Genomic DNA, 25,412 nt, shown 5'->3' with positions numbered 1-25,412 from the left:
CCATTCAGTGTTTCCGGGCCATTACGGTTCTATCGGCTATTGCGAACATTAGTGAGTAAGGATTCACTTGTTCGTTAAGAAGCTCAAGTATAAAGAATCGAATTCATGAACTTTATTCAGGTCTAATATCTTTATATTAAGAATAACAATAATAATATTTATTAAAAATTGGGAGATGATTCTAATGATGATGGCAGTAGGTTTGTTGGTAATTCGTGTGATTGTAGGTCTGTTATTCGTAGGACATGGCGCGCAGAAGCTGTTCGGTTGGTTTGGTGGTTATGGACCCAAAGGAACTGGTGGCTGGCTAGAGTCCATTGGTGTGAAGCCGGGTGTTACCATGGCAGTCGCGGCAGGATTGATGGAGCTAGTGGGCGGCCTTTTGTTCGCTCTTGGCTTGTTGACCCCTGTGGGGGCGGTGTTGATTATCCTGACGATGATTGGCGCAATCAAGACTGTGCATGGTCAGAACGGCCTGTGGTCAACGGCTAACGGCTACGAGTACAATCTGGTTCTGCTTGCTGTAGCTGCAGGCGTTGCCTTGACCGGGGCAGGAGCCTATTCACTGGATGCATTGTTGTTCTAAGCAAATAATGAATGTAATACAGGCCACAGTCCATTGCATACGCAATGGATTGTGGCCTTTTTTAGCATAGAATCCTGCTCGGCTTCGCATCATACATTACAACAACATTTACACACTAGCTATCGCTTGTCTGCATACCCAGACATCAGAAGGGAGCCTGGACGGACGTCATGTTTTTGCACAAGCTGTTGTTAACCATTCATGTATTGACGGCAATGGACCCGATTCCAGCTGCCGAGCCTTTTCAAGCCTATCAGAATACCTATATTGAGGTGGACCCTATCCAGCATCGACTACGCCTGTATGCAGATGATCAGCTGATGAAGACCTTCCCGATCGCGTTGGGCAAGCCTAATACTCCATCGCCTGTAGGCGAATATATGGTCATTAATAAATATAAAAATTGGGGCAAGGGCTTCGGCACCCGCTGGATTGGTCTTAATGTGCCTTGGGGCATTTACGGCATTCATGGCACAAATAGGCCCGATTCCATTGGCCACAGTGCCAGCCATGGCTGTATTCGTATGTATAACCATCATGTCGAGGAGCTGTACGATTGGGTACGCGTAGGAACGACGGTAAGCTTTGGCGGACATGTACTCGGCAAGCCGCTGGATAATCCTCGCTTGATAGCCATGGGGGATAGCGGTGGAGATGTCCAGCTCCTTCAGTGGCGATTACGAAGTGAGGGACTGTATTCAGGTGAGTGCAAAGGCAAATTTAACTATGCTACCGAGGTTGCTTTGAAGGCTTATGAGCAGCAACACAATCTGCCTATAGATGGCGTTGCTGGCTACGAGGATTATCTGAGTCTCGGACTGATTGAGTAAGTTAGCGAATCGCACTACATCCAGCAACTAGTCAAGAACCAGCACGGCGTCCTTCCCACCCGGTTCACTCCTAGACAAGGGGCACGCAGCAGAGGCGTAATGGCGACGGTACCAAGTAGGCGACCCTCAGAGGTCGCTTTTCTAGTCTTCCACCGCCAAGCTCGGTATGGCAGTAAAAAATACATCCAGCAACTCTGTCGCAAAGTTCTCTTTGACATATAGAACGATCTCGCCTAGTTCTTCCTCACTCTCGTACTCCAGACAAGGACGACCCTCGCTCCACAGCACCCTGCACCTGAACAGCTCACACACATGCTCAATGATATAATCCTGATTCACCGCTTCTCGATTGACTGACATCATTCCATACCTCCTTGCTCACGATATTATCGCTAACTTTTTAGCACAGCATCTAATGCTACTTACCTTATTATTGAAATGAAACATCGTGCATTCCGTGATCTATATCACAGCTTATTATGAACCCTCTGAAAAAAGGGGTCCTTACTTCCTTAAAATTTGTTTGAATTTGGATCGTGTATCCGTCTAACTATTGCCCCCTCAAAGACCGATATATTCCGTATTGCTCTTGCAATATGGGTGTTCAGGATAAGATAGAGAGGGTGCGTTTACATGAGCAAAATCAGCAACCGTAAGACCAGAAGGAAGTTATTAATCAGAGAAAAGCTGATCTTGTCATTTGCAGTCATATTACTGCTTCCCACGATTGGCCTCGGCATCATCTCGTTTCAGACCGCCCGTGCGAAAGTTGAGGACAAGACCTTTGAGAACGCCCAGAACAGTGTTCAAGTGCTGAATCAGACGATTGATCAGATCATCGGAGCCACGCAAAAGAATGTGGACTTCCTGGCTAGCCAGCTCGACGCAGGTCAAGTAGGCCCTCAGCAAGGTGACGAGACGGAGACGATTCGAACATTGCTCGACGCATACAAGGATACCCATGATGATGTAGAGCTGGCATCCATCGGTACAGACAAGGGTGTGTATATTAATGCTCCCGTCACGGCCGTGAACAAGCCCGGATATGATCCACGTGAGCGTCCCTGGTATCAGTCTGCGACTCAGAATAAAAATAACCCTACTGTAATTACCCCCTATATATCAAGCAATACAGGAAATGTGGTGACATCTGTCGCCCAGACCACTGCCGATGGACATGGTGTCGTGTCTGTCAGTCTGTCGCTTGCGAGTCTGTCACAGACCGTGAACGCAACCAAGATTGGCGAAAAAGGCTATTTCTATATCATAGATAACGCAAATAAAATCATTATTCATCCTACGATTGAGCCAGGAACAGAGGCCACCACTCCTCCTTATGTAGACATCATTGCCCAGAAGAACGGGGAGCTGGCCTACACGCTGGATGGTAACCGCGAGCATGCTGTCTTCGCCACCAACGAGCTTACGGGCTGGATTATTGTTGGTGTCGTAGATAACGATGAGGTGGTCAATTCGGTACGTTCGATTCTGAACACTACCGTGATCGTCATCGCTATATCCATCATCCTGAGCTCTGTGATAATCTTCTGGATTGTAAGATCCATTACACGACCACTGAATCAGATCGTCCAAGCCTCCGAGGCCATTAGTGACGGGAACCTAGCCATTGAAGTTCCTGTAGGAGGAGAGGATGAGCTCGGTAAGCTGAGCACTAGCTTCAATAAGATGAGCCGCTCTCTGCGTGGCGTCATCCAAGATGTCCGTTCCACCGCCGATGAACTGACTGCTTCCTCTGCCCAACTAGCAGTTAACGCTTCGGAGACAACCAAGGCAACCGAATCCGTCGCACTCATCACAGAGGAATCGGCTGCAGGGATTGAGAAGCAGGCAGGAAACCTGAAGCACACGGCACAACAGATGAATGAGCTAGCTGGAGGGGTAAAACAAGTAACTGACAGCACCCAGCAGGTATCCGAGGCTGCCATGCAGGCCAGTGAATTGGCACAGCAAGGAAATTCCACCATCCAGACAGCTGTCTCGGAAATGGGCTCCGTGAGCCGATTTGTGCAAAATATGGAGCACACCGCCGAGCAGCTCGGCCAGCATTCCGCTTCGATTGGGGAGATGGTGTCCGCGATCACTGATATTGCCGCCCAGACCAATCTGCTAGCACTAAATGCATCCATTGAAGCAGCGCGAGCTGGTGAGCATGGACGTGGCTTCTCCGTTGTGGCAACGGAGGTGCGCAAGCTTGCCGAGCAATCCAGTCTCGCTGGGGAGAAGATCGTAGAGCTGGTATCAACCATTCAGCAAGAGATCGCGAAGACGCATCAGCGCGTGCATAGCGGTAAGATAGACGTGGATAATGGCATACTTGCCGTGCAGTCAGCAGACCAAGCCTTCGCCCAGATCAATGAAGCGTTCGGATTCGTGAACAGCCAGCTTGAGAATATCGCAGCGGCCTCCCAGCAGATGTCCGCCAGCACGGTTGAGGTCGTAGGGTCCATTACACATATTCAATCCATCTCACAGCAAAATGCTGACGGTACGGAGAGCATCTCGGCGGCGACCGAGGAGCAGGTCGCTTCCATGCAGGAGATTACTTCCGCAGCAGATTCACTGGCCCATCTGGCGCAGAAGCTGCAAAATCTGGTCAGCCAGTTCAAGCTGTAACCCTCATTACCCAGTTAGTCCATGCCAGCACACAACGTACAAATCCCCGTTACTCTATATAGGGTAATGGGGATTTGTTTTGGCATAAGACGGCAATGACTTCAGCCTATTTGGTAACTTGAGGGCTATTGACCAGGTCAGGCTATCGTCCTTGAATATAATGTTATCAATCCGTATTCAAGAGTTCTCAATACGTCTGGGGAGGGGATTACACTGTCCATCCGCTACAGCATCATTATTCCGACCTATAACCGTCTCCATCAGCTGCTGCTGACACTCACCTCATTGGAGACACAGACCTATCCGAAGGATCAATTTGAAGTCATTGTGGCTGATGATGGCTCTACTGATGGAACAAAAGACATGGTAGCAGACCTCCACACTTCCTATCGGCTAATCTATGCATCACAGGGGGAACAGCGTGGTCGTTCAGCGATTAGGAACTTAGGGCTACGTTATGCCAAAGGACATTACGTCATCTTCTGTGACTCAGACTTCCTGCTGCTGCCCGAATTCATTCAGGTGGTAGACCGCTATCATCGCAGATTTCCGAGGTCCGTGCTGTCAGGCTTCCCCTACTCATGGGACAATATTTACACCCACTATTACCCGGAGTTCTCTCCTGAGGAAAAGGAACATTTTCGCAATATCATTACACCTTCCGGCCTATGGAACCCCCATTTTGAGACGGCAACCGACATTATTCCATTAATCACACCAGAGGATATCCTTCATCGCTCTGAAGCCTTGTCCAAGGCCGTGTTTCCATCCAGAATTCCGCACAACACTCAGGCCCAGTTCGCCAAGACAGACGTAGCACCCTGGATGCTACTCGTCACTCGTTGTGTGTCCATGAAGCGCAGCTATTTGATACGGAGTGGAGGGTTCAATGAACAGTTTGTACTCTATGGACTCGAAGACTGGGACCTGGGCTACAGGCTACATCGAATGAAGATTGCTTTCCGTACGATCAATGAGACTGTCGGGTATCACCAGGAGCATCCTAGCCTCATGAGAGGAGATACCTTGAATACAGACAATCTCAAGATCATGTTCAAAAGCTATGGATTCCACGATTCGTCATTGAATTTATTTGCTCTTGTGCCCCCATCCGAGGACCTGGATAAATACAAGGATATATTGCGGATATTGCGCCGTGGGGTTCGATATACACGTACTCGTTCCTCTGCACGCTTGCTGGGGAGAACACTGCGAATGGCAGCCAAGCAATTCTGTCATGGAGGTCATACTATGGCATACCGACAGTCATTAAGTCGCATCAGTCGCAGTGCAAGAGGAAGAAAAAGTCGGGTTGCTCATGTACTACGAGAAATGCTGGTGAAAGCTGAACAACTGCTCTAGATATATCTTCGTCATAAAAAGTAATAAAAGCGATCTCGCAGGATCGCTTTTTCACTATACGGTATTTAATTTACAGATGCACGAATGTCATCAATCTGTTCTTAGCCAAATGAATAAACCAGTCACCGGTTCAGCGCCGGCAACTGGTTATCTAGCTTAAGTATGTCTTTGGATGTCTCTTAGACTAACGTAATTCCATGTAAAAGAGGTTCGCAGTATTGTCTTTGGTAATGGTATGCTCACCAGGAGCAAGAGATACGCTGACAATGCCATCCGTCATGGAATAACTGGTCCCATCAATCATGATTTTTGTTCCGTCTGCAGAATTGAATACTAGTGTTAATGTTGCAGCTTCTGTAGTCGTGAACCCAATGCGTGTGGAACTCTCAATCTTGAGAGCCTGCGTCAGTGTCAATCCGTTGTACTCTACAGTTCCTTTCGTTGTCGAAAGATTCCCTTTAATATTGAAGAAGTCACTGTTGATTCCAGAAGCAGTAAAGTCATGGTACTCACCGACTGTCGGTTCTGGTGTTGGTTCTGGCGTCGGTTCCGGTGTTGGCTCTGGGGTCGGCTCTGGTGTTGGTTCTGGTGTTGGTTCTGGTGTTGGTTCTGGTGTTGGTTCTGGTGTTGGTTCTGGTGTTGGTTCCGGTGTTGGTTCTGGTGTTGGTTCTGGTGTTGGTTCCGGTGTTGGTTCTGGTGTCGATCCTGGTGTTGAGTTCCCACCTACGGATACAAGCTGGGTCGTATAGCTTCTGATCTTAGCCATCAGAGCTGAGTTAACTGCATAAGATGCATCATCAACGGAATTATTGAATTGCCATGTAAAATCTCCGTTATTCAGACGTCCGGCCTTCTCCGTAACAATCTGCTCTACATCATTGACGTTATCAACATCAGCAGTGCGTACTCCAGTATCTACTTTTGTATCAAAGTTATTATAGGCTGTGCCGCCTTTTAATGTTTTGTAAGTGCTAGGTACAGCTTCATTTCTGGTGGAAGCCAAGTAAGCATCATAGGACGTTGCATGTGCCTTCGCTGTTCCGTCATTGGAATTAGCATAGATCAGGCTGGCAGCACCCACTACAACATTGTTATAAGCCTTGATTACTCCTCCGGTCTCACCTGAGAACGTACCAGCTCCCTTAGCATCTGTACCTTGTAAGGAGCTCAGCATCGGGTTTTTGGCATTTCTGAAATAATTGGATTCTACAAAGGCGGAAGCGCCTGTTGTAACACCCACTCCATACTTCGAGACTCCATCAAAATAATTGTTATAGATATGAACCGAAGCTACTCTGATCCGTGGATGACGAGAGTCCGAATGGTCGAACCAGTTGTGATGGAAGGTTACAAGGAACTCATCCTTTTCACTCAAGCCGACAAGAGCTGCCTTCCCGGAATCCCAGTAATGGTTATACGAGATTGTGACATAGGTCGAGCCTTTCTTGACGTCTGTGGAGCCATCGCCCTTGACCTGGTCAGCATCGCTTCCAGCAGCGCCATAGAAGAGGTCATTATTATGCAGCCAGACATTTACATTCGCTGTATCCAAAGAGATTCCGTCGTCAGGGAACAGCATCACGCCCAGATTACGGACCTCCACATTCCCCGTGTTTCTCAGAAGGAAGCCCCATCCGTATGCATAGGCATCCTCTCCGATGCCCTCAAGCGTCATGTTCATCTCTGAATAGTTATTCTTACCCTTGACTTCCAGATAACCACTGCTATTGAGCTGTCCACTCATATCAGCGCCTGTGACTTGACCAATGAAACGAATCGCAAGCGGCGTCTTATCATAGCCTTTTTGTCTGAGCTTCAGAATCTCGCCGATACCTACCCCAGTCTGCACGCGTCCAGAGTTATTGATGATGACATCAAGAGTTACTGTTTTTGCAGTCTCGGAGGTCACATACAGCACCTGAGCCCCGTTCCGGAGTGTTCCGTCTTCATTATAAGCGCCTGAACCCGTACCATATGGCGAATCTGATGAGAATGCAAATCCGGATCTGTCATGAGCTGCAACGGATACATCATCAGAAATGGCGCGAAGCGTAGAACCATCTGTAAGTCTCGCTTCTACCTTCATGACATACTCTCCAGCTGCAAGCCCTACAGCATCAGCCCGCCAATAAGATGGGTATTGTCGAATCAGATCGTTATCAATTTGTTGGTAGGAAGCATCTGACGCACTTGCACGCTTAATATATACATTATATCCCTCCGCATGATCTACAGGTGTCCATTCTACAAACGCAGTTTCGTTCCAGCCCCCATTCTTGGTGATCGAAATACCTTCAGCAACAACCGTGTGACTTTGCAGTCCTCCAGATACTAACGTTAGTACAAGAGAAAATAATAGAACCATATTCATTACTTTTGTAGCACTCTTTTTCATTTACAATCCTCCACTTTTAATTTGTAACACACACACCATTGAGTCTTGATTACGAGCACACCAGTACCACATCACCTCCTCGTTATCATCATATGAGCAACACGTACTATGAATTCGCTTACACCCGCATAATACAAGGATTTCCCTATGTAGCATCATTTTCATTCACGCTATGTACTATTAAAATTGATATATGTATTATGTGGGTCGGTCCCTCATGAATCCTATAAGTTGAACCTTCGATATGGGCTCACCTGTAATGAATAGTGTGATATTCATCACTGAGGATTAATTAAAGAAGATATAAAAGAGCAGAGGCAGGGCTTCTAAGGTTACGTCACACCAATCGTCAGCATTCGCCAATATTCTCCTCTTTTCAACATTCAAGATTGTAGCATATATTCCGAAATATTTCCTATTATTTTTTTCACTGTAAATTAGCTGGATAATTATAAACGAAAGAAAATATTCCCATAGAAAAGGCAATGTTTTGATGGCGCATCACAACTCTCTAAATGCTGGTTTTTGGCTTTAATCACTGACTATTTGCTGCTGAAGTACATGAACTCCATCCATTTTCCTTCCATTTATTCCGCATCACAGGAACCAAATTAAGAATTATGGCGTAAGTATTCATAGCATTCCTAAGACGGAGAGGGTGGTACTTGTGGAATATAGCATTAATCAGACTAAAATATATTGTCCGTGCTGCAGAAACGATACGTTCGAGATCGACTATCGCCAACTGAATACAAGAGGAGCAACGTTCTTCGGGATTGATTGGGCTAACCGCAGTGCAACGATACTGGTCTGCGAGAGATGCTCCTATATTTCTTGGTTCATGGATGAGCCGGATGAGTTATGAGGATATGGTAAATAAACAAAGTAAATAGCCTCCATCGAAAATAGCTTAGCTAGTAGGTCTTCTCCCAAGCCACTGCTAGCTCTAGGGAAACTCCAAGTGTTATTACCTTCTACTTTAACGGCTATCGTTATTAGTTGATTATTGCTAGTGATACCTAGTAGCGATAGCCACATCAATAATATAATTAAGTCCCTCGATACTTAAATATCTCCGTTCAGTCGTCTAACAAAAAAGATCTCCATAATAATGGTTTCACATTGCCTTTTATCTTTTTACGTTTGGATATATTTTCAACCTTTACATAAGTTATAGTTCTAATAAGCCTTAATTCAATATTTGGTCTATTACTTCTTGAATGCTTCTCAACTATGAACACAGATTGGCACTTTTTTGTGCAACTTTTTAAATGAAAATGGAGGATTAGGTATGCCTAATTACAACTTTCATGAACTATTGGAACCACTTGAATTTGAAAAGCTCGTTTGTGATGTCATTCAAATCAGGGAAGGTTTTTTTGTAGAAATGTATAAAGAAGGTCGTGATTCAGGCATTGATGGTTCCTATATAAACAACGGTAAGAAGACTATAATTCAAGCAAAACGTTACAAAGAGTTTAAGCAACTGTTAAGTAGTTTAAAAAGTTCCGAGCTACCAAAGGTGCACAAGCTAAAGCCTGACCGATACATTTTGGCGGTATCATTTGATTTCCAGCCTGGTGAAAAAGAAAAAATTATAGATTTATTTGATGGGTGGATTCACGATAAGGATGATATTTTAAGCAAGACAGATATTAATCGACTATTGGAAATACCGAAATATCATTGGATTGAAGGGGTACATCCTAAACTTTGGTCTCTAAGCATTAATGTATTAGAAAAATTTCTTACAAAATCCATACACCGCTCGTTATACAGGGAGTCAGCTGAAGAACTCAAAGAAGCAATGAAAGCATCTACTAAATTTGCTCCAACACAAATCTATCGTGAAGCATTACAAAGATGGTCACACAATCATGTAATTGTGATTTCTGGAGAACCAGGTGCTGGAAAGACAACAATAGCTTACCTTTTAGCATTGGCATATTTGCAACCAGAGGATATTGACGGATTTATATGGGGAAACTCTATTGATGATATTTACAGTTTGCTTGAGGATGATAAGAAACAGGTAATAATCTTAGATGATTTTTGGGGAAGTATCTTTCACAATGAAAAAACAAGTAGAAATACTGAAAACCGACTTATTAAACTGATCCAGCGTATAGTAGCTTATGGAGAAAATAAGCGTCTCATCTTAACAACAAGGGAATACATCCTTCGTCAAGGGCTTCAAAAACAACCAATGCTGAAAGAAACGTTAGAGCAATATGCCCTTATATGTACTATGGAGAAGTATAGTACTGCTGAAAAGGCCAACATTTTGTTCAAACATCTTTACACCTCAAACCTAAAACATGAATTTGTTACTTATCTTTTTCAAAATTGTACTCAAATAATTAATCATGACAGTTATAACCCACGGGTACTTGCACTCTATCTAAATAAAGAAGCAGATAAGGAAGACTCTCCTGAAGAATATTTTATAAAACTATGTGAATATTTCGATAACCCCGGCGCGTTCTGGGAGGATATATTTATAGATTTAAGTCAAGAGGCACAGATTGTAGCCATGCTTCTGCTCATATCCTCAACACCTATGTATCTGGAAGATATGAAACACTGTTATACGCAATATATAAATACTCATTCAAGTCGAATGGGTATAAGGAAGCTAAGTGACAGTATCTCTGAGCTTGAAAAAACAATGATCAAGTCCTTCTATAGCGATGAAGAAGACGAAATTCTGTTAAAGTTTACTAAGCCTTCTGTGCAGGATTTCTTATATTCATATATTGAAGAAAATACGGAACAGTTTATTCCTGAGCTGATACAATGCTGCGCTTATTACAATCAGCTCCAATTTTTACTAGAACATTTTTCCGAAAAATCCAGCAAATCAGTTAGAGAGCTACTAGAGCAACAATGTATCTTACATTACAGAGATTTTTTATATAGTTATTACTATGAGCCTGACTATAGTTGGAATTGGGGGCCTGATTTTGTAGATGACTTACCACAGGGAAAGGAGGAACTTCACAGGTTCCATCATCTATTAGGTTGCTGCGAGCCTAATCTACATCCCACACTTTTTAGTTTTTTAGAAGCCGAGATTAAGAATTACTGTTCAAGTATGGGTCATGGAAATATAGAAGCGCAGTATATAGATCTTCATAACTTGCCAGGTATTATAATTCGCTGTATAAAAAAGGGAATGTATTTCAATGGAGAAGATATCTTAAATCAATTTTATCAAGAAGCATTTAGTGTATATCATTATATGGCTATAGAAAAAATTCAGGAAGTATTTCCAGATGAGTACAGTATTTATAATCAAAAATACTTACCAAATATTAAAAGGCAATTAAAAAAAATCTTGTTGAATGAAATAAAAGTACTAGATGATTTTTGCATGGAAATGGAACTTGATATGCTTGTTGATAACATTCCAGAAGTATTCAATCATTTTGGCCTTCGATATACAAATAAATTTGGAGAGAAAATATACTCTCTATGTGGCCGAAGGCCAATAACTGTAGAAAAAGAGAGGAATACCCTATTAAATAATTTTATGTATAAAGATGAAGAAGAACAATCATTAGAAGTAATAAAAGAAAATGCAGAAACTTGGCTGTTTGGTCCAGCTGAAATTCCCCTTGATGATCAGCAGATTGAAGATTTGATAATGGAGAGCTCGCTTCAACCCTCATTAAAAAAGGAACTGAAAAGTACACTAGAAAACAATTACAATCACTACATTCATGATCATCTACTAACAATGAAATCAATATCACTTTCTCTCACAGCATTGACTGAACTTGAGTACCTTCCTGATCTTGAAGGTAGTATTTGTATACAAATCATTCAAAACCTACACGACCAAAGGGCTAATCTAGAAATCTTTAAGCTGATTGGATTCTGTGCCGAAACCTTCAGTTTTTTCATGTATTTTGAGGAACCTGTAATCCGGCTCTCTGAATTTTTATCAAGCGATATATATAATCACTATTTATATAATGATCCAGATCTTTACGAGATTGTCTTTGAGAATCTTATTCTCCAAGATTCACAATGGGTTCGCTTCATCCATATTCCTATATACACCTTCTGTTATGCTATAACAACATTAATAGATTACAGAAATGAAGAAGAGTTTTGTGGAGAATCACATCAAGAGTTCTGGAGCACATTATGGGGTAACAATAGCGACAAATTGAAGCGAATCATCAAACACAATGCAAGAATTCAAAATAGCATCTATTATGGTAAATTCGGAACATACTATTTTAAAAATTATGATTGGGAGGGACGTTTGTACAGACTGTATGAAGAATTAAACCCTTATCAATTTAATCGGTTATATGTTGGTCCAAAAATCAATAACTATTTAAATCAAATTGGTTATGAAAGTGAAGAAATGAGAATAATTAACTTTCTTTCTCACTGTGAATATGAATTTTACTATGATGATTCAGGAGCACCTCATTCCTCAATTTCTCTTATTTCGGATGATTTGTCAATGTGTGAGCATTTAAATATTACTAAAGGATACGAACCCTATCCCAAACAAATAAGCAAAAGCACGTTCAAAAGGTTAAAGGGGAATAGCAATGTGTGTAGCAGACATCACGAGAAGTGGTTACTTTCACTTTACAAAGTCAAAGATATTGATTTGCTGAAAGAGATAGGAGTATATGAAGATGCATTGGGCATAATACAAGAGATAGAGAAAGTTCATATGAGGTTTTCATCTGGAGATTACTCGTCAATTATATGACAAGTGTACAGATATATTTTTTGATGAGGGCATCAAATTTACATGCTTTTAATTACAAAAAAGCGACCAGCAATGGTCGCTTTTACATATACATATAGGATAACAGCGTTAGATCTCATTCTCCTCAATCTTAGAACTCTGCCATTAAAACTCACTATTCATGAAGTGTTTAGACTAATAGTATCAGAATTACTTGCTGAATACTAATTCTCCCAATATTGCTGGGCAATTTTTTGTCCCTGATTGATCTTGGCCCACTGTTCCGCCTCAGTTAATTCGTTACCACCATCACAGGAGGCAAAGCCACACTGATGGGAGAGCAACAATCGATCCTTGTCAATAATGCTCGAAGCTTCATCCAGCAATCGGAGTACACGCTCTTCATCATCAAGTGTATTGGTCTTAGAGGACAACAATCCAAGCACAATTTCTGTGTTAGGCTTATCCTTGAAGACAGCTAGAGCCTCAAGCGAACCTGCACGTTCGTCATCCCATTCCAGGAAGAATCGATCATATTTGAGCTGCTTCAGGAACAGATTAGCAATTTTCACATAAGATCCACCGCCCATATTACGGGAATCATAGTTGCCACGGCAGTTGTGCGTCCACATTTTCAGACCCAAGCTATGACCAAAATCAATCACGGTATTGTTAATATCAATAAATTCAGTAGCAAGAGCCTGTACTTCCTCTTGATTGATACTCTCACCGGTAAACGGAGAATTCGGATTGTCATCCGCAAACAGTTCCCATAGACAATCGTCAAATTGCAGAATTTTCCCACCAGCAGCAGCGAATTCCTCAACAAATTCCTTATATGCCTTGGCAAGGCCGGTTTTAAGCTCTTGTGCATTCTTATACACCGAATTTTTGCCGCCAATGTTATCCGACCATGACAGTTCACCAAAAATATGCGACGGAGAAGGTACACACAACTTGGTTTCACGGCCGCCAGCAAGAGCTTGCAACTTCTTAAATACAGTAATGAAATGATGGTTCTTGCCACTCAACTCATCTGTAATATGCAATCCAATATCTTTCCGTGTCTCATACTTGGAAGTTCCATCGGTATCCCGGAAAAAGTACCCATGGTCCGCAATGTAGCGACTAATTCCTTGGAATCCCCAGACAAAATCCAGATGCCACATCGATTTGGAATGCTCGCCATCCGTAATAATGGACAGGTCATGCTCAATTTCCTTCTCAACCACAGCCTGAATGGCCTCCGTCTCACACTGCTCATATCCTTCAAACTCTTGATAAAATGGATAGTTGATGTCATCACGATGCTCAATTTGCTCTTTATATTTCAATAGCGCTGGCGGTCGCAGCAGGCTACCTACGATTTGAAATTTATCACTCATTACGATTTCCCCCTCAATCCTTCACGTGTTGTGTGTGTTGTGTTTTTTATTGGTTTGATTGTAGCATGAGAGAGTTCTTATTACGTAACACCGAAAAGTCATACCTGGTTATAACTAATAACTATAGCCAGAAGCAAAATGAGCATTCGAAGGATTATACAGCAAGCCTGTGATTGTTCTGGTCACTGCCAGACCAAGTGTAATATTTCACATAAGTTCCATAATCACCGCTAAGAAAAGGAAGGGTTGCGTTATTGAGAGTTAGAATATTGCTAAGATTCTAAATTTCGAGAAATGAGTTGATGAGCATGAGTGATAAGATGCTAGCTGTCTTATGGAGACTGTTTGAACCGACTGTAGACATGTTGAAGAATCTGATCGAGGTATGCCCTGATGACTTGTGGATGGATGCTGAGCAAAAATACTGGAGACATATCTTTCATGCTACCACCAGTATGAAATTTTGGTTCAGGCAGCACAAGGATGACGAATTCATAATCCCTGACTTTGGTAAGGATGTAGTAGAAGACTTAGATAAGGAATGCTCTGATTACCCTACTAAAGAGGAAATGACAAATTACCTCGAGGATATATTGAGTATGGCTCGCAATTACTTTGATGAGCTTACTGATGACAGATTACTAGAGCCATGTGCACTCTATGAAGAAATAACCAAAACGGATGTAATCCTCATGCAGATCCGACATGTGCAACATCATGTAGGTTACTGCAACAGCATATTGAGCTCGAATCACCTGGAAGCAGCAAAGTGGCTATGATAACAGAGAAAATCCCATCACCTAAAAGAAACCCATAGCCTTAGTGAATTGCACCCCTTAGAATAGACATTGGAAAAACCCCATGGTTTAACCGATGAATTTCTAGGGGGTGCATTTTTAATGGCTATTAAAGGTCAAAAGTTTAAGACGTATTCCGAGGAACTCAAGGTGGAGGCAATTCGCCTGCACGTAGAGGAAAAGTGGACGTATCGGCAGATCAACGATCATTTCGGAATCCAAGATCAGGGTCGGATGAAGCGTTGGATGCGAAAATACCGTGAGAAAGGTGAGTTTGGTCTATTGGATCAACGAGGAAGGCGGAAAGAATATTTAGATCAGGAGCGATATGTTCAGCAGTTGAAACGGGAGAATACGATGCTAAAAAAGTGTTTGGAAATCTGGATGCGGGAGGGAAAGAACAGCGCTTCAAGCTCATTGAGCAAGCAGCGGACATCGGCCAAGTAGCTGAATACTGCCAACTCCTTGGCGTCTCTAGAAGTGGTTACTACGCATATTTGAAGCGGAAGAACAACGACCCAGACGCCGGTGCTAAACGACTCATCCGCACGGTGTATAAACGCTACGAAGGAAGGTATGGCTACCGGCAGATCCAGCTGTTCTTGTGGCAGGATGAAGGTGTATGGATGAATCACAAGAAGGTGCTGCGCCTTATGCAAAAGCTCGGTCTTCAAGCCAGCATTCGCCGGAAACGTCGATTTAATATGACATACCAGGCTGCCGAGCGTGTAGCTGATAATCTGCTTAAGCGAAATTTCACAGCCGAAAAACCAAGCCAGAAATGGGTGACGGATGTGACTCAATACCGGGTAGGCGAACGCTGGTTGTATCTCTCAGCAGTCAAAGACCTATTCAATAACGAGATTGTGGCCTACCAACTTAGCGAACGTAACGACAATGAGCTGGTCCTCCAGACCTTTGCCAAGGCATTTGCAAAGCAAAAAGACGTGACCGGATTGGTCGTTCACAGCGACCAAGGGTTCCAGTACACGTCTCATGCTTACCACGACATGCTGCCAAAGGTTGGCGCCCAAATCAGCATGTCTCGCCGGGGCAATTGCCTAGACAACGCCTCCATGGAGAGTTTCTTCTCGCATCTCAAAACGGAAGGACTCTATCCCTATGATATACGAAATCTGGCAGAGGCACAAAGACGAATTGAGAAATACATACGTTTTTACAACCGAAGACGACCACAGCGTAAATTAAACAAACTGACGCCGGTAGAGTACCGACGCCAGTTTCTAGCTTAGGTGTTTTTTCAATGTCCACTAAATGGGGTCTTGACCATAGTGGCTGTGGGTTTCTTTTTGATGACCATCTGCTCTAAGCCGTTACGTAATGCTGTATCCGGTGCTTATTCTGAAGCTTCAACGCCCTCACCTGATGTAGGGTTGTAAACACCGTCCGCCTCACGCTTTTCACCAAACACATCACCGACAGAGAAACGTACATATTTGACACACACTCTATTTTTATATGCATATACGAGATGCAATAATCCATCCTTCGTCTGGTACAATGTTGGATATTCATGTTGTGAATTGTTTGTCTTGTTTTCTACACCAATGTATCCTTCTGCCGCTTCGAATACACGGCCAACTGGCCACGTTTGTCCAAAATCCTCAGAGATCGACACAGCCACCGGATTTCTCAGACCAGGCCATGCCACCTTTCCGAACTCCGGATTACGGGCAGCGTTTACATTATAGGCCAGTGCAATTTCACCGGATTGGAGCTTGATGGCACTAATACTCGCATTATTATTCGGTAGCACGGTTTTTGACGGTACAGACCAAGAATCGCCATAATCGTGTGACTCACTAAAGTAGACATTGTCTGCAAAGCGGCTGCGCATAAAGGCAACCAAATGCCCAGGTTCCACTTCCAATACATTCGCATGAACACGGCCATTGCTGTCTGGCATTCTGACTTTCTTCCATGTTTGACCTTGGTCATCAGACACACGGAATTCCGTTGGATCATTGGTCAACCCTTCTGCTGAATCTTCACACAGCCAGGTTGCAAACAGCCAGCGCCCATTGCTCAGAATTTGAATCTCTTGGCGCGAGAACGTACCTTCTTCGGAAAAGAGTACTTCAGGCTCGCCCCATGTCTGACCCTCATCATTTGATTTTTGCACCATAATAATGGAGGTGAACTGCATATTGTCTTTGCCTTCTTGGCGGCTCAGTTGTGAGGTATAAATCAACCAAATCGGGCCTTCAGGTGATCTAAAGAATGCCGGATTTTGCTCACTACGATCCTCACCTTTGGATACGGTTACAGGAATAGACCACACTTGTGTGTCAGGATCAAGCTTGGATACGACGATCGAAATATCTCCACTACCTTCAAAGCTGCCGGCAAACCAGGCACAGAGCAAGCCCCCGTCTGCTGTTTCAATCAAGGATGGCGCATGCGCGGTTCTATTTCCACCTGTAGGGATTAATCCAAAATCAATATTCAAAAATTCATCATGATACACAATGCCATTGGGGTCAGAAGTTCGAACTCGTGGTAAGTTGGTCATTTTACAATCTCCCTCCAATTAGAATCCATTTCCTAATACCTAGTCCATTATGAAAGGGATTCAGCAATAAAGTTATTTCACTTCCAATTTAATGACGGCCTTCGTGAAGGCTAGCGGTTGATCCATATGAAATACGGCTTTGTGAGCGTCCCACGGAAAGAGAACATACGCCATACCTTCTGTTATTTTCATGACATGCTGCGTCGCGCCTTCATACTTTTCAACATCTCGATCCTCGCTGTAAGGAATGGCGACCGAGAGGTTTCTCAGATCCTCTAAAGCGGCATACTCAGTTCCCTTGAGGACCACTTGGATGTCGATATATTTCCGATGTGCTTCGAATTGTGCTTCGGATAAAGGCTTCGTAGTGCCTGACTGAAAGAAGAGAAAGCCCCCATCAAATGGGTAGCGCTCCCCCTCCTTCCATTCAGCGATCCCTTGCATCGTCGCAAGTGCTTTATCCAGATTAGGGAGAATGGACTGATAGTGTTCCAAACGCTCAATTCGTTCAATAATCATAGTCCAGACACGCTTTCTATTGAGTATTTTCGGCAAGTCTAATGGCATAATCAATGGCATTTTCCAAGCTAAGCTCACTTGCTGTCCATTTACCTGCTTGGTCAAAGGCCGTGCCGTGGTCAACCGATGTACGGATAATCGGCAAGCCCAGCGTAATATTCACGCCCTCTACAGCTTTCCAGGAGCTCGTCTCTTGATCATAGATAAATCCGAGCAATTTCAACGGAATATGACCTTGGTCATGATACATGGCAACCACGATGTCGTACATGCCACCTCTAGCTTTGGAAAACAGCGTATCCGCTGGCAACGAACCAAATGCATTAATGCCTTCTGCTTTCGCCGCTTCCACTGCTGGATTAATATGCTCAATTTCCTCTGTGCCAAAAAGACCATTTTCACCACAGTGAGGGTTCAGTCCAGCAATAGCAATTCTCGGGTTAACAATCCCCAGATCTTTACATGCCTTATCAGCAATACGGATGACATCCAGTACCCGTTGTTTGGTTGCGCGGTCACAGGCTTCACGTAAGGACACATGAGTGGATACGTGAACTACACGCAGGTTGCCGTCAGCCAGCATCATCGTATATTTCTCTGTATTCGTTAGATCACCATAAATCTCCGTATGACCTGCATAGTGATGCCCTGCAGCATTCATCGCTTCTTTATTCAGTGGATTCGTTACGGTCGCATCAATGTCCTTCGCAAGTGCCAGCTCGATCACTTTCTTCACATATTGGAAGGCCGCGTCGCCGCCTGTTACGGACACTTCAGCAATTTGGAAATCAGCCATATTCACAAGGCCCAAATCAACCAAATCAATCGTTCCATACGTGTAAAGGCCATCTTTAGGATTCTCTACGACATTTACCTTCAGGTCTAATTCTGGATGCTGTGCAAGATAATATTCGATAACCGATTGATCACCTACCAGCAGCGGACGACAACGGTCATACAATTCAGGCTTGGAGAACGCTTTGATGGATATTTCAGGACCGATGCCAGCAGGATCACCTAATGTAATACCAATTATTTTTGTCATGGTTGGTCTCCTTTATTTCATCCCATTGGTTTGGTTGTCTGCAATCACTCGACGAAGGGCTTCAAAGCCTTGGTCTGAAAGTTGATTGAACGGTGCACGGCATTTACCGACCGGGAATCCTAATTCAGCAACAGCATACTTCACGATCGTGTTCGGATTACCAAATTTGAAGCAATCTCTAAAGGAACGAATGGAGTCCTGATATTGACGTGACGCTGCAATGTCGCCTGCAAGGAATTGTTCATAAATCTGTGCCATGGTAAAAGGATACACATTGGAGCAGCCCGCCACACCACCTGTACCGCCAGCCAATAAGGTCCACAGAATGAGAGAATCATTACCTGACAAGACCGCAAAGCCTTCCTGATCACGCGTGTGTTCAATATACTGAAGAATATTATCAAAGTTCCCACTGGAATCCTTTACACCGACAATGTTGTCGATTGTACTCAGCTTGCCGACTGTTGCCGGAGCAATCGCATTCCCTGTACGTGCCGGAATATTATAGAGAACGATGGGCAGGTCCACCTGTTCAGCGACGGTTTTGAAATGTGTGTACAGTTCATCTTGTGAAGCAGCTGCAAACCCAGGTGTAATAATGGACAAGACATCTACCCCGATGTCTTTCGCTTTCTTCGATAGACGAATGGTATCTAGTGTGCTATTCGAGCCCGTTGAAGCGTACACAGGGATTCGTCCAGCCACTTGATCCACGGTCGTTTTCATAATTTCACACTTTTCATCTTCAGACAGGATATATCCCTCACCGTTTGTCCCGAACACAAAGATCCCGTGTACACCATGCCCAATTAGGCGGTCAATCTGCACTCTTAGTTCATCATAGTTAACACTTTCATCAGCATTCATAGGTGTAATAATCGGGGCGATAATTCCTTTAATATCTACCATTCCGGCTTCCTCCTAATCGTTTCATCCTTATGGCTCTTCTACAATGCCTATAGCACTTCTAAATAAATGTTTCTTGCGTCATCGGGTGTCACTTCACGCATATTGTTCACCAACAGACGTGTCACCTGCATACCCGCTTCAACCAATCCCTCCAGATCACCCTCTGGCACATTGAACGTCTTCAGGCTTGTTGGGATTTCAAGAACGGCAACGATTCGTTCCAGCTCTGTAATGATATATTTCGATTTTTCATCCACGGATAGATTAGGGTTACCGCCTCTTACTACACGATCATATACTTTGGCTAAGTGTTCTTTAATGACCGGCTCGTTAAAACGCATAACCGGTGTCAGCAAGATGGCATTCGACACGCCGTGTGGAATGTGATATTTGCCACCAAGCGGGTAAGACAGAGCATGAATGGCTGTCGTACCTGAAGATGTAATCGCGACACCTGCATAGAATGAACCCAGTAGCATGTTATTTTTCGCATCAAGTGCTTCTGGATTGGTACAAGCTTCAATAATGTTATTCATAATCAAATCAAGTGCTTCCATTGCAAATGTATTGCTGAACGGATTAGCCTTCGTTGAGGTGAAGCATTCAATCGCGTGGCACAAGGCATCTACCCCTGTAGCTGCTGCGATTGGTTTTGGCAACTTTTTAATCAGGCGGCCATCCAGAATCACATAATCAGCAATCATTTCAGGATTCACAATGCCAACTTTCAGCTCTTTTTCCGGCACAGCAACGATGCTATTTGGTGTTGCCTCAGCACCTGTTCCTGCAGTGGTTGGAATCATTAAGGAAGCTACCTGCTTTTTGGCCAAAAGCGGGTTGTCCAACAAATCCTTCACCGTGTAAGCATCTGTGGCCAGGATGGAGGCCAGTTTTGCTACGTCCATCACACTGCCGCCACCGACCGCAATGATGAAATCCGCTTTTTCGTTTTTGAACCGATCCACAATGTCTTGTGCTTGATGATAGCTAGGTTCTGCTGGAATTTCAGAAATAATAGTATATTCAATAGCTTTACTAGTAAGAATTTGTTCCGGGATTGCGATTAATCCAGCACCCAACACACCTTTATCCGTGAAGATAACAACCTTTTTAATATCGGCTGACAGAATGGTGTCCAATTGTTCCAGCGCATGCTCACCTGCGAAAATATTCTTAGGCATTTTCAAACTGTAATCTACTAACATGTCTGTTCCTCCTGCTCTATGATTTGCTTATTAAGATCGTCAAATAATTCTTTAGGCCCGAACCCGCCAGACTTGGTGATCACCTGGATCGGCTTATCCTTCCACATCATCTCGGATAACACAACCCCCTGACTGATTTCACAGAGTGGTGTTACTTCATTAATCTTCAAGACCTGCATCGACTGGAATAAAGTATCACCACCAGTGAATAGTAAGGTCCGATTTATATTTCTATTAAGTAATTGTTTCGACAAATTCCCCAAAGACTGTGCTATTCTAAAACGAAATTCTGAAGATGGAACATGATTAGACTCTCCGTAAGATTCCAAATTATTCATGGTATAATCGCTGAGTGTTTCGAATATGATTAACTCATTTTCGAGCATGTCCACAAGATAGGATTCGAGACTTTCCTGTCCATCCCTACTTCCCCAATAATCTGTCTCCAGCAGTTGACGGGGGCTTAATGAATAGCGCTTACATTTTTTCGTTTCAGCATACTCAATTTGCTGTCTGGTAATAGGATTAACGGATCCGCAGATGACAACTAACGGTTCATGAATAGCTGCCTTGTGAGCTGCTCTATTTGAAAAAATAGTATCAGCTAAAACCTTAGCAAACCCGGCACATCCAATGGTAATGTCTGAAATATTATGCTTTTTTAATGCAGTCATGATTTGAAGTAGCTGTTCGTCTGTTTCACTATCAAAGAGCAGCAAGCCCGCTCTGGCTTCTTCGATCTGATCATCACGAATCAATTGAGTATCTACATTGGCCTCGTCTAGAAGCCTTTTGGGAATATTACTTTCTGCAACAGGCTCATAAGGATCTTGACCAAACACACTTTCCGCAACCAACTGTCCATTGATGTAAAGGTTACCATCACGAACAATTCGGTTTATTTCTGGAAAAGCGGGTATAAAAGAAATGGTCTTCTCCGGGAAATGATCCAGAACAGCTTTGATTTCACTGCTGATATTTCCCCTCAAAGCAGAATCAACTTTTTTATAAATGAAGGGCACTTGAACCTTCTTGGATTGTTCTATAAGGCTACTGATTATGTTGTAGGAATCGGTGAATGACAGATAGCGACTTTCCGTATCAATAACCAACACTTCCAGGTCATCCTCTAGTAATTCGTAGTCAATAACTAGATCTGCTGTGACTAAGGTTTTCACGCCTAGGTTCGCGAACTGAACCCCCGTATCTAAAGCTCCCGTAAAGTCATCAGCGATCACCAGTAATTTCAGCATCAACTCACCCCCTCTTTGATTACAATTTTATTTTATAGCCATACTAATGATTAAGTAACCTTATACACGAACCAAATGTTTCTTTTTGAAACGATTAATGAATGATTGTATTATTAGTTTTGATTTCGCATTATAATCGTTTATAAATGAAACGTTTTTCTGGAGGAGGCGAAGTCTGGTGACCCAAAAAATCAAATTACTCGGTATTGCACCTTACGAAGAATTAAATCATTCCATGACAATTGTCGGGGAACAATTTGAGGAGATTGATATCAAGATTTACACTGCCGATTTAGAAGAAGGACAACAATTAGTCTCTGAATTATCCGTAGACAACTATGATGCTATTATTTCTAGAGGTGGCACGGCTAGCTTACTTCATAAGTCCGTCTCCATCCCTGTGATCGATGTATCTATTTCCGTGTATGATATTTTGGGTGCCATAAAGCTTGCTAACAACTATACTAGTAACTTTGCCATTGTAGGATATCCCAGCATTACAGAAGCCGCCCACCTGATCTGCGATATTTTGCAATATAATATAAAAATTATTACCTTAGATAACTCTTCGAGTGCTGATAACTTATTAGACCAATTAAAAGATGAGCATTACGAAATGGTACTGTGTGATGCCGTTACTCATAAGATTGCCCTGAGTAAATCAATTAATACGATACTGATTACCTCCGGGATCGAGAGTATCAAGCATGCCTATCGACAAGCTATTTCCCTGGTACATGATCTTAAAAAAATCAAACAAAAGAATGAGCTACTAACCGCATGTTTTCATACGCAATCGCAGAAAGTCGCCATTTTCGATAATGAACTAGGAAGCGTTTTCTCTAATATCGATGAGAAGCTAGAAAAATCAATTCGTCACTTTCTCACAACCAAAGGGACTTTAAACGGTGAACAACAATTCTATCACACACATAATACACAGGTTTATCAGCTCAAAATAAAGCAACTCGACATAGAGGATGGGTACGTGCTCTGTGAAGTGAAGCATTCAACGCCTCCCCTAATCAACAATAGCTTCGGTGTGAAGTACCTGAATAAAGCTGAGATCGAAGAAATTATAAATAAAAAGCTCTTATTTACCTCTTATATCCAGGAAGCCTCTAAAAATCAGATCGAAAAGTTAGGCTCCTATTACAATGCCATGCTGATTTTTGGAGAGAGCGGCACGGCTAAGACCAGCTTGGCCTACACAGCCTACCTTAAGCAAAAAAATCATACGAATAATCTAATTGTTATTCATTCTGAGCTCGTTAACGAACGAACATGGAAATACCTGCTGAATTCATCGAATGGCCCTTTAGTAGAAATGGGTAATACGCTATTATTCAAAGATATTGAACAAATGAACATTCAAGATGTAGAGAAGCTGCTAACTATTATTAGTAATACCAAGCTGCTGCAAAAAAATAATATTTTATTTACCTACAGTACGAACGGTGCGGATCAAGACAAACAAATCTTCAATCAAATTATGACCCAATTGGATTGTGGCAGTATTTACTCGCCTTCTATTGAAGAGAGAAAAAATGAAATGTCTGGGATCATCACCCTTCTGCTCAATAAAACGAATATTGAATGTAACAAGGAAGTCATCGGCTTTGATCCTAAAGCTTTAAGGGAATTACTGAACTTTGATTGGCCAGGAAATCTTAATCAGCTTGAGCAAACCATTAAAAAGTTAGTTCTGTATTCTAATTCATATTACATTTCAGAGCATCAAGTGCTGGAAGTGCTAAAGCATGAAAGAACTGAATTGCCGTCCGCTAATATTACTGCTAATCTGACACAGCATCTGGTTGAGGATAAGACGCTTTTCGACTATACTACCGAAATTGTTAACGCTGTTCTTGAGCAAAACAAGGGCAATCAAACGAAGACGGCTAAGCAGCTAGGTATAAGCAGAACAACGCTATGGCGATATCTTAAGATAGATTAGTGCCTTGACCGGGTCACATGAGAAGATAGCTTCTACAAGCGACTGTAATCATGTTCGGTCAAGATGCCAGCTATACAGGCACTATACATGATCCATAAATGAGGAAGTACACCCATGCGGTCGGTGAATACGATCGCTGAACTGCTCCCATCATAGTAGACGGTAGAAGCATCGGAACTTCTATTGCTACTATGATGGGATTTTTTGCAATGTAAATAATCCCCCAGCTCTTGTCACTGAACTGAGGGAGAAACCGACCTAACCGTTATTTGTTTTTTTCTACAGTCTGTTGATTAAGAACTGATAAGCCATTTGGTCAGCTTCATTTCCCATCGTTGGGCCATGATTAGCTTGGGAGACCGATATATACATCGCTTCCGCATCAGCAGATAGCAGAGCTTTATACAGCCTTTCACTTTGCTCAATAGGCACAAGCGGATCTTGTCCCCCGTGCAAAATTAAGATGGGTGGACCATCGGCGTCTACATAGCTGATCGGACTGCATTTCTTCGCCAACTCCAGGTACTTCCAATCCTCATCATTTGTGTCGCCACTCTCAAGTAATTGATACAAATCTTTTATCGACTTTCCTGATCCAGATAAACCAAGAATGTTGGATATTACATCCTCTGTAGATTGACTGGTATTGTCGACCTCAGTTCCTGATACATTTACGGATTCATGCACACTGTTCCTGATGAACTCTATTAAGTCAGCTGGAGCATAAAAAATGGTTGCTGCTTTTACATCACTGGAGAAGTCGAGATTACCGCCGACGTCGCCTTCCATTTCACTGTTGTTGGCACTCAACGCCACCATGGCAGCTAAATGTCCACCAGCAGAGTTCCCTAGAACTCCAATCCGTTCTGGATCAATATGATACTCTTCTGAATTCGCTTTCAAATAACGAATTACTCCCTTGCAATCATGGATACACGCAGGGAAAGCAGATTGGGTAGACAAACGATAAGACGGCGATACAACAGTAAAGCCTTGCTCTACTAGTCTTACAAGCTCGCGAAAATATACTGCTTTTTGAGTCACCTGCTGGTATTCTCCGTGCATCCAGCCTCCACCAAAGTAATAAACGATGCATGGTCCTGGTGTTTTTTGGTTAAGGTCCTGATATATATCCATTTTTAAAGTATGAGGCTCTCCATTGTCCAGGGTCACATCCGCAAAGGGCACATCCTTGAAGCGTGGCGGGCGCCCTGGTGGACATAATGGTTTTTTAGGCATCTGTTTAGTCAATTTTGTTCCTCCTTTACAATCTATTTAAAAGTTA

20 protein-coding genes are annotated in these 25,412 nt (G+C 43.0%); 10 read left to right on the top strand and 10 right to left on the bottom strand.

The window, feature by feature from the left end:
- The first annotated feature begins 187 nt into the window (after positions 1-187).
- Positions 188-586, top strand: a complete 399-nt coding sequence (locus MKX74_RS01070) for a DoxX family protein (RefSeq protein ID WP_025678094.1) — start codon at positions 188-190, stop codon at positions 584-586.
- A 170-nt stretch (positions 587-756) separates the two neighbouring features.
- On the top strand, positions 757-1,416 hold the full coding sequence (locus MKX74_RS01065) for a L,D-transpeptidase family protein (protein WP_341177204.1): 660 nt from the start codon (positions 757-759) through the stop codon (positions 1,414-1,416).
- 141 nt (positions 1,417-1,557) lie between these two features.
- On the opposite strand, the gene MKX74_RS01060 is transcribed toward MKX74_RS01065, so the two are convergent.
- On the bottom strand, positions 1,558-1,779 hold the full coding sequence (locus MKX74_RS01060) for a hypothetical protein (RefSeq protein WP_341177203.1): 222 nt from the start codon (positions 1,777-1,779) through the stop codon (positions 1,558-1,560).
- Between the two features lie 270 nt (positions 1,780-2,049).
- Here MKX74_RS01060 and MKX74_RS01055 point away from each other — a divergent pair, with 270 nt between their 5' ends.
- Complete coding sequence (locus tag MKX74_RS01055; protein WP_025678098.1) at positions 2,050-4,050, top strand: methyl-accepting chemotaxis protein; 2,001 nt, start codon at positions 2,050-2,052, stop codon at positions 4,048-4,050.
- Between the two features lie 213 nt (positions 4,051-4,263).
- Positions 4,264-5,412: a glycosyltransferase family 2 protein gene (locus tag MKX74_RS01050; protein WP_341180496.1), complete on the top strand. Its 1,149-nt coding sequence runs from the start codon at positions 4,264-4,266 to the stop codon at positions 5,410-5,412.
- A gap of 184 nt (positions 5,413-5,596) precedes the next feature.
- Here MKX74_RS01050 and MKX74_RS01045 read toward each other — a convergent pair whose 3' ends face one another.
- Positions 5,597-7,807, bottom strand: a complete 2,211-nt coding sequence (locus tag MKX74_RS01045) for a pectate lyase family protein (RefSeq protein ID WP_341177202.1) — start codon at positions 7,805-7,807, stop codon at positions 5,597-5,599.
- Positions 7,808-8,474: 667 nt separating this feature from the next.
- On the opposite strand from MKX74_RS01045, the gene MKX74_RS01040 reads away from it, so the two are divergent.
- Entirely contained in the window at positions 8,475-8,672 is a 198-nt protein-coding gene (locus tag MKX74_RS01040) for a hypothetical protein (RefSeq protein ID WP_081625325.1), read from the top strand.
- A gap of 426 nt (positions 8,673-9,098) precedes the next feature.
- Positions 9,099-12,545 (top strand): ATP-binding protein, encoded by a 3,447-nt coding sequence (locus MKX74_RS01035; RefSeq protein ID WP_341177201.1) that lies wholly within the window; start codon positions 9,099-9,101, stop codon positions 12,543-12,545.
- 203 nt (positions 12,546-12,748) lie between these two features.
- Here MKX74_RS01035 and MKX74_RS01030 read toward each other — a convergent pair whose 3' ends face one another.
- Positions 12,749-13,909: a cobalamin-independent methionine synthase II family protein gene (locus tag MKX74_RS01030; protein ID WP_341177200.1), complete on the bottom strand. Its 1,161-nt coding sequence runs from the start codon at positions 13,907-13,909 to the stop codon at positions 12,749-12,751.
- A gap of 308 nt (positions 13,910-14,217) precedes the next feature.
- Here MKX74_RS01030 and MKX74_RS01025 point away from each other — a divergent pair, with 308 nt between their 5' ends.
- From MKX74_RS01025 to MKX74_RS01015, 3 genes are all read left to right on the top strand, one after another.
- On the top strand, positions 14,218-14,688 hold the full coding sequence (locus MKX74_RS01025) for a DinB family protein (RefSeq protein WP_341177199.1): 471 nt from the start codon (positions 14,218-14,220) through the stop codon (positions 14,686-14,688).
- A 120-nt stretch (positions 14,689-14,808) separates the two neighbouring features.
- Positions 14,809-15,153: a helix-turn-helix domain-containing protein gene (locus tag MKX74_RS01020; RefSeq protein ID WP_028592002.1), complete on the top strand. Its 345-nt coding sequence runs from the start codon at positions 14,809-14,811 to the stop codon at positions 15,151-15,153.
- Positions 15,075-15,959 carry an IS3 family transposase gene (locus MKX74_RS01015; protein WP_169445793.1) on the top strand — a complete coding sequence of 295 codons (885 nt, stop codon included), beginning with the start codon at positions 15,075-15,077 and terminating at the stop codon, positions 15,957-15,959. The genes MKX74_RS01020 and MKX74_RS01015 overlap by 79 nt, the downstream gene beginning before the upstream one ends.
- A 104-nt stretch (positions 15,960-16,063) precedes the next feature.
- Here MKX74_RS01015 and MKX74_RS01010 read toward each other — a convergent pair whose 3' ends face one another.
- The 6 genes from MKX74_RS01010 to MKX74_RS00985 all read right to left on the bottom strand — a co-directional run bounded on the left by MKX74_RS01010 (position 16,064) and on the right by MKX74_RS00985 (position 22,170).
- Positions 16,064-17,239, bottom strand: a complete 1,176-nt coding sequence (locus MKX74_RS01010; RefSeq protein WP_341177198.1) for a sialidase family protein — start codon at positions 17,237-17,239, stop codon at positions 16,064-16,066.
- Positions 17,240-17,311: 72 nt separating this feature from the next.
- Complete coding sequence (locus MKX74_RS01005) at positions 17,312-17,758, bottom strand: YhcH/YjgK/YiaL family protein (protein WP_341177197.1); 447 nt, start codon at positions 17,756-17,758, stop codon at positions 17,312-17,314.
- A 16-nt stretch (positions 17,759-17,774) separates the two neighbouring features.
- Positions 17,775-18,803, bottom strand: coding sequence for a 4-hydroxythreonine-4-phosphate dehydrogenase PdxA (gene pdxA / locus MKX74_RS01000; protein ID WP_018888185.1), 1,029 nt, complete (start codon positions 18,801-18,803; stop codon positions 17,775-17,777).
- Positions 18,804-18,815: 12 nt separating this feature from the next.
- On the bottom strand, positions 18,816-19,712 hold the full coding sequence (gene dapA, locus MKX74_RS00995; protein WP_025678111.1) for a 4-hydroxy-tetrahydrodipicolinate synthase: 897 nt from the start codon (positions 19,710-19,712) through the stop codon (positions 18,816-18,818).
- A 47-nt stretch (positions 19,713-19,759) separates the two neighbouring features.
- Positions 19,760-20,917, bottom strand: a complete 1,158-nt coding sequence (locus MKX74_RS00990; RefSeq protein WP_341177196.1) for an iron-containing alcohol dehydrogenase — start codon at positions 20,915-20,917, stop codon at positions 19,760-19,762.
- Complete coding sequence (locus tag MKX74_RS00985; RefSeq protein ID WP_341177195.1) at positions 20,911-22,170, bottom strand: four-carbon acid sugar kinase family protein; 1,260 nt, start codon at positions 22,168-22,170, stop codon at positions 20,911-20,913. The genes MKX74_RS00990 and MKX74_RS00985 overlap by 7 nt, the downstream gene beginning before the upstream one ends.
- 178 nt (positions 22,171-22,348) lie before the next feature.
- Between MKX74_RS00985 and MKX74_RS00980 the strand changes: the two genes are divergently transcribed.
- Complete coding sequence (locus MKX74_RS00980; protein ID WP_018888181.1) at positions 22,349-24,127, top strand: sigma-54-dependent Fis family transcriptional regulator; 1,779 nt, start codon at positions 22,349-22,351, stop codon at positions 24,125-24,127.
- Positions 24,128-24,406: 279 nt separating this feature from the next.
- Here the strand turns inward: MKX74_RS00980 and MKX74_RS00975 are convergent, their stop codons facing one another.
- Positions 24,407-25,378 carry an alpha/beta hydrolase gene (locus MKX74_RS00975; RefSeq protein WP_018888180.1) on the bottom strand — a complete coding sequence of 324 codons (972 nt, stop codon included), beginning with the start codon at positions 25,376-25,378 and terminating at the stop codon, positions 24,407-24,409.
- Positions 25,379-25,412: the final 34 nt, after the last annotated feature.

Source organism: Paenibacillus sp. FSL K6-1230, from assembly GCF_038002385.1.
GTDB classification, from domain to species: domain Bacteria; phylum Bacillota; class Bacilli; order Paenibacillales; family Paenibacillaceae; genus Paenibacillus; species Paenibacillus massiliensis.
Note: the sequence above shows the minus strand (reverse complement) of the source record. Positions and strands in the feature narration are given on the sequence as shown.

Excerpts from the sequence above, each read along its gene's own strand:
- MKX74_RS01070 (WP_025678094.1), top strand. The coding sequence starts at position 188 with ATGATGGCAGTAGGTTTGTTGGTAATTCGTGTGATTGTAGGTCTGTTA.
- MKX74_RS01065 (WP_341177204.1), top strand. The coding sequence starts at position 757 with ATGTTTTTGCACAAGCTGTTGTTAACCATTCATGTATTGACGGCAATG.
- MKX74_RS01060 (WP_341177203.1), bottom strand. The coding sequence starts at position 1,779 with ATGATGTCAGTCAATCGAGAAGCGGTGAATCAGGATTATATCATTGAG.
- MKX74_RS01055 (WP_025678098.1), top strand. The coding sequence starts at position 2,050 with ATGAGCAAAATCAGCAACCGTAAGACCAGAAGGAAGTTATTAATCAGA.
- MKX74_RS01045 (WP_341177202.1), bottom strand. The coding sequence starts at position 7,807 with ATGAAAAAGAGTGCTACAAAAGTAATGAATATGGTTCTATTATTTTCT.
- MKX74_RS01035 (WP_341177201.1), top strand. The coding sequence starts at position 9,099 with ATGCCTAATTACAACTTTCATGAACTATTGGAACCACTTGAATTTGAA.
- MKX74_RS01030 (WP_341177200.1), bottom strand. The coding sequence starts at position 13,909 with ATGAGTGATAAATTTCAAATCGTAGGTAGCCTGCTGCGACCGCCAGCG.
- MKX74_RS01025 (WP_341177199.1), top strand. The coding sequence starts at position 14,218 with ATGAGTGATAAGATGCTAGCTGTCTTATGGAGACTGTTTGAACCGACT.
- MKX74_RS01020 (WP_028592002.1), top strand. The coding sequence starts at position 14,809 with ATGGCTATTAAAGGTCAAAAGTTTAAGACGTATTCCGAGGAACTCAAG.
- MKX74_RS01010 (WP_341177198.1), bottom strand. The coding sequence starts at position 17,239 with ATGACCAACTTACCACGAGTTCGAACTTCTGACCCCAATGGCATTGTG.
- MKX74_RS01005 (WP_341177197.1), bottom strand. The coding sequence starts at position 17,758 with ATGATTATTGAACGAATTGAGCGTTTGGAACACTATCAGTCCATTCTC.
- pdxA (WP_018888185.1), bottom strand. The coding sequence starts at position 18,803 with ATGACAAAAATAATTGGTATTACATTAGGTGATCCTGCTGGCATCGGT.
- dapA (WP_025678111.1), bottom strand. The coding sequence starts at position 19,712 with ATGGTAGATATTAAAGGAATTATCGCCCCGATTATTACACCTATGAAT.
- MKX74_RS00990 (WP_341177196.1), bottom strand. The coding sequence starts at position 20,917 with ATGTTAGTAGATTACAGTTTGAAAATGCCTAAGAATATTTTCGCAGGT.
- MKX74_RS00985 (WP_341177195.1), bottom strand. The coding sequence starts at position 22,170 with ATGCTGAAATTACTGGTGATCGCTGATGACTTTACGGGAGCTTTAGAT.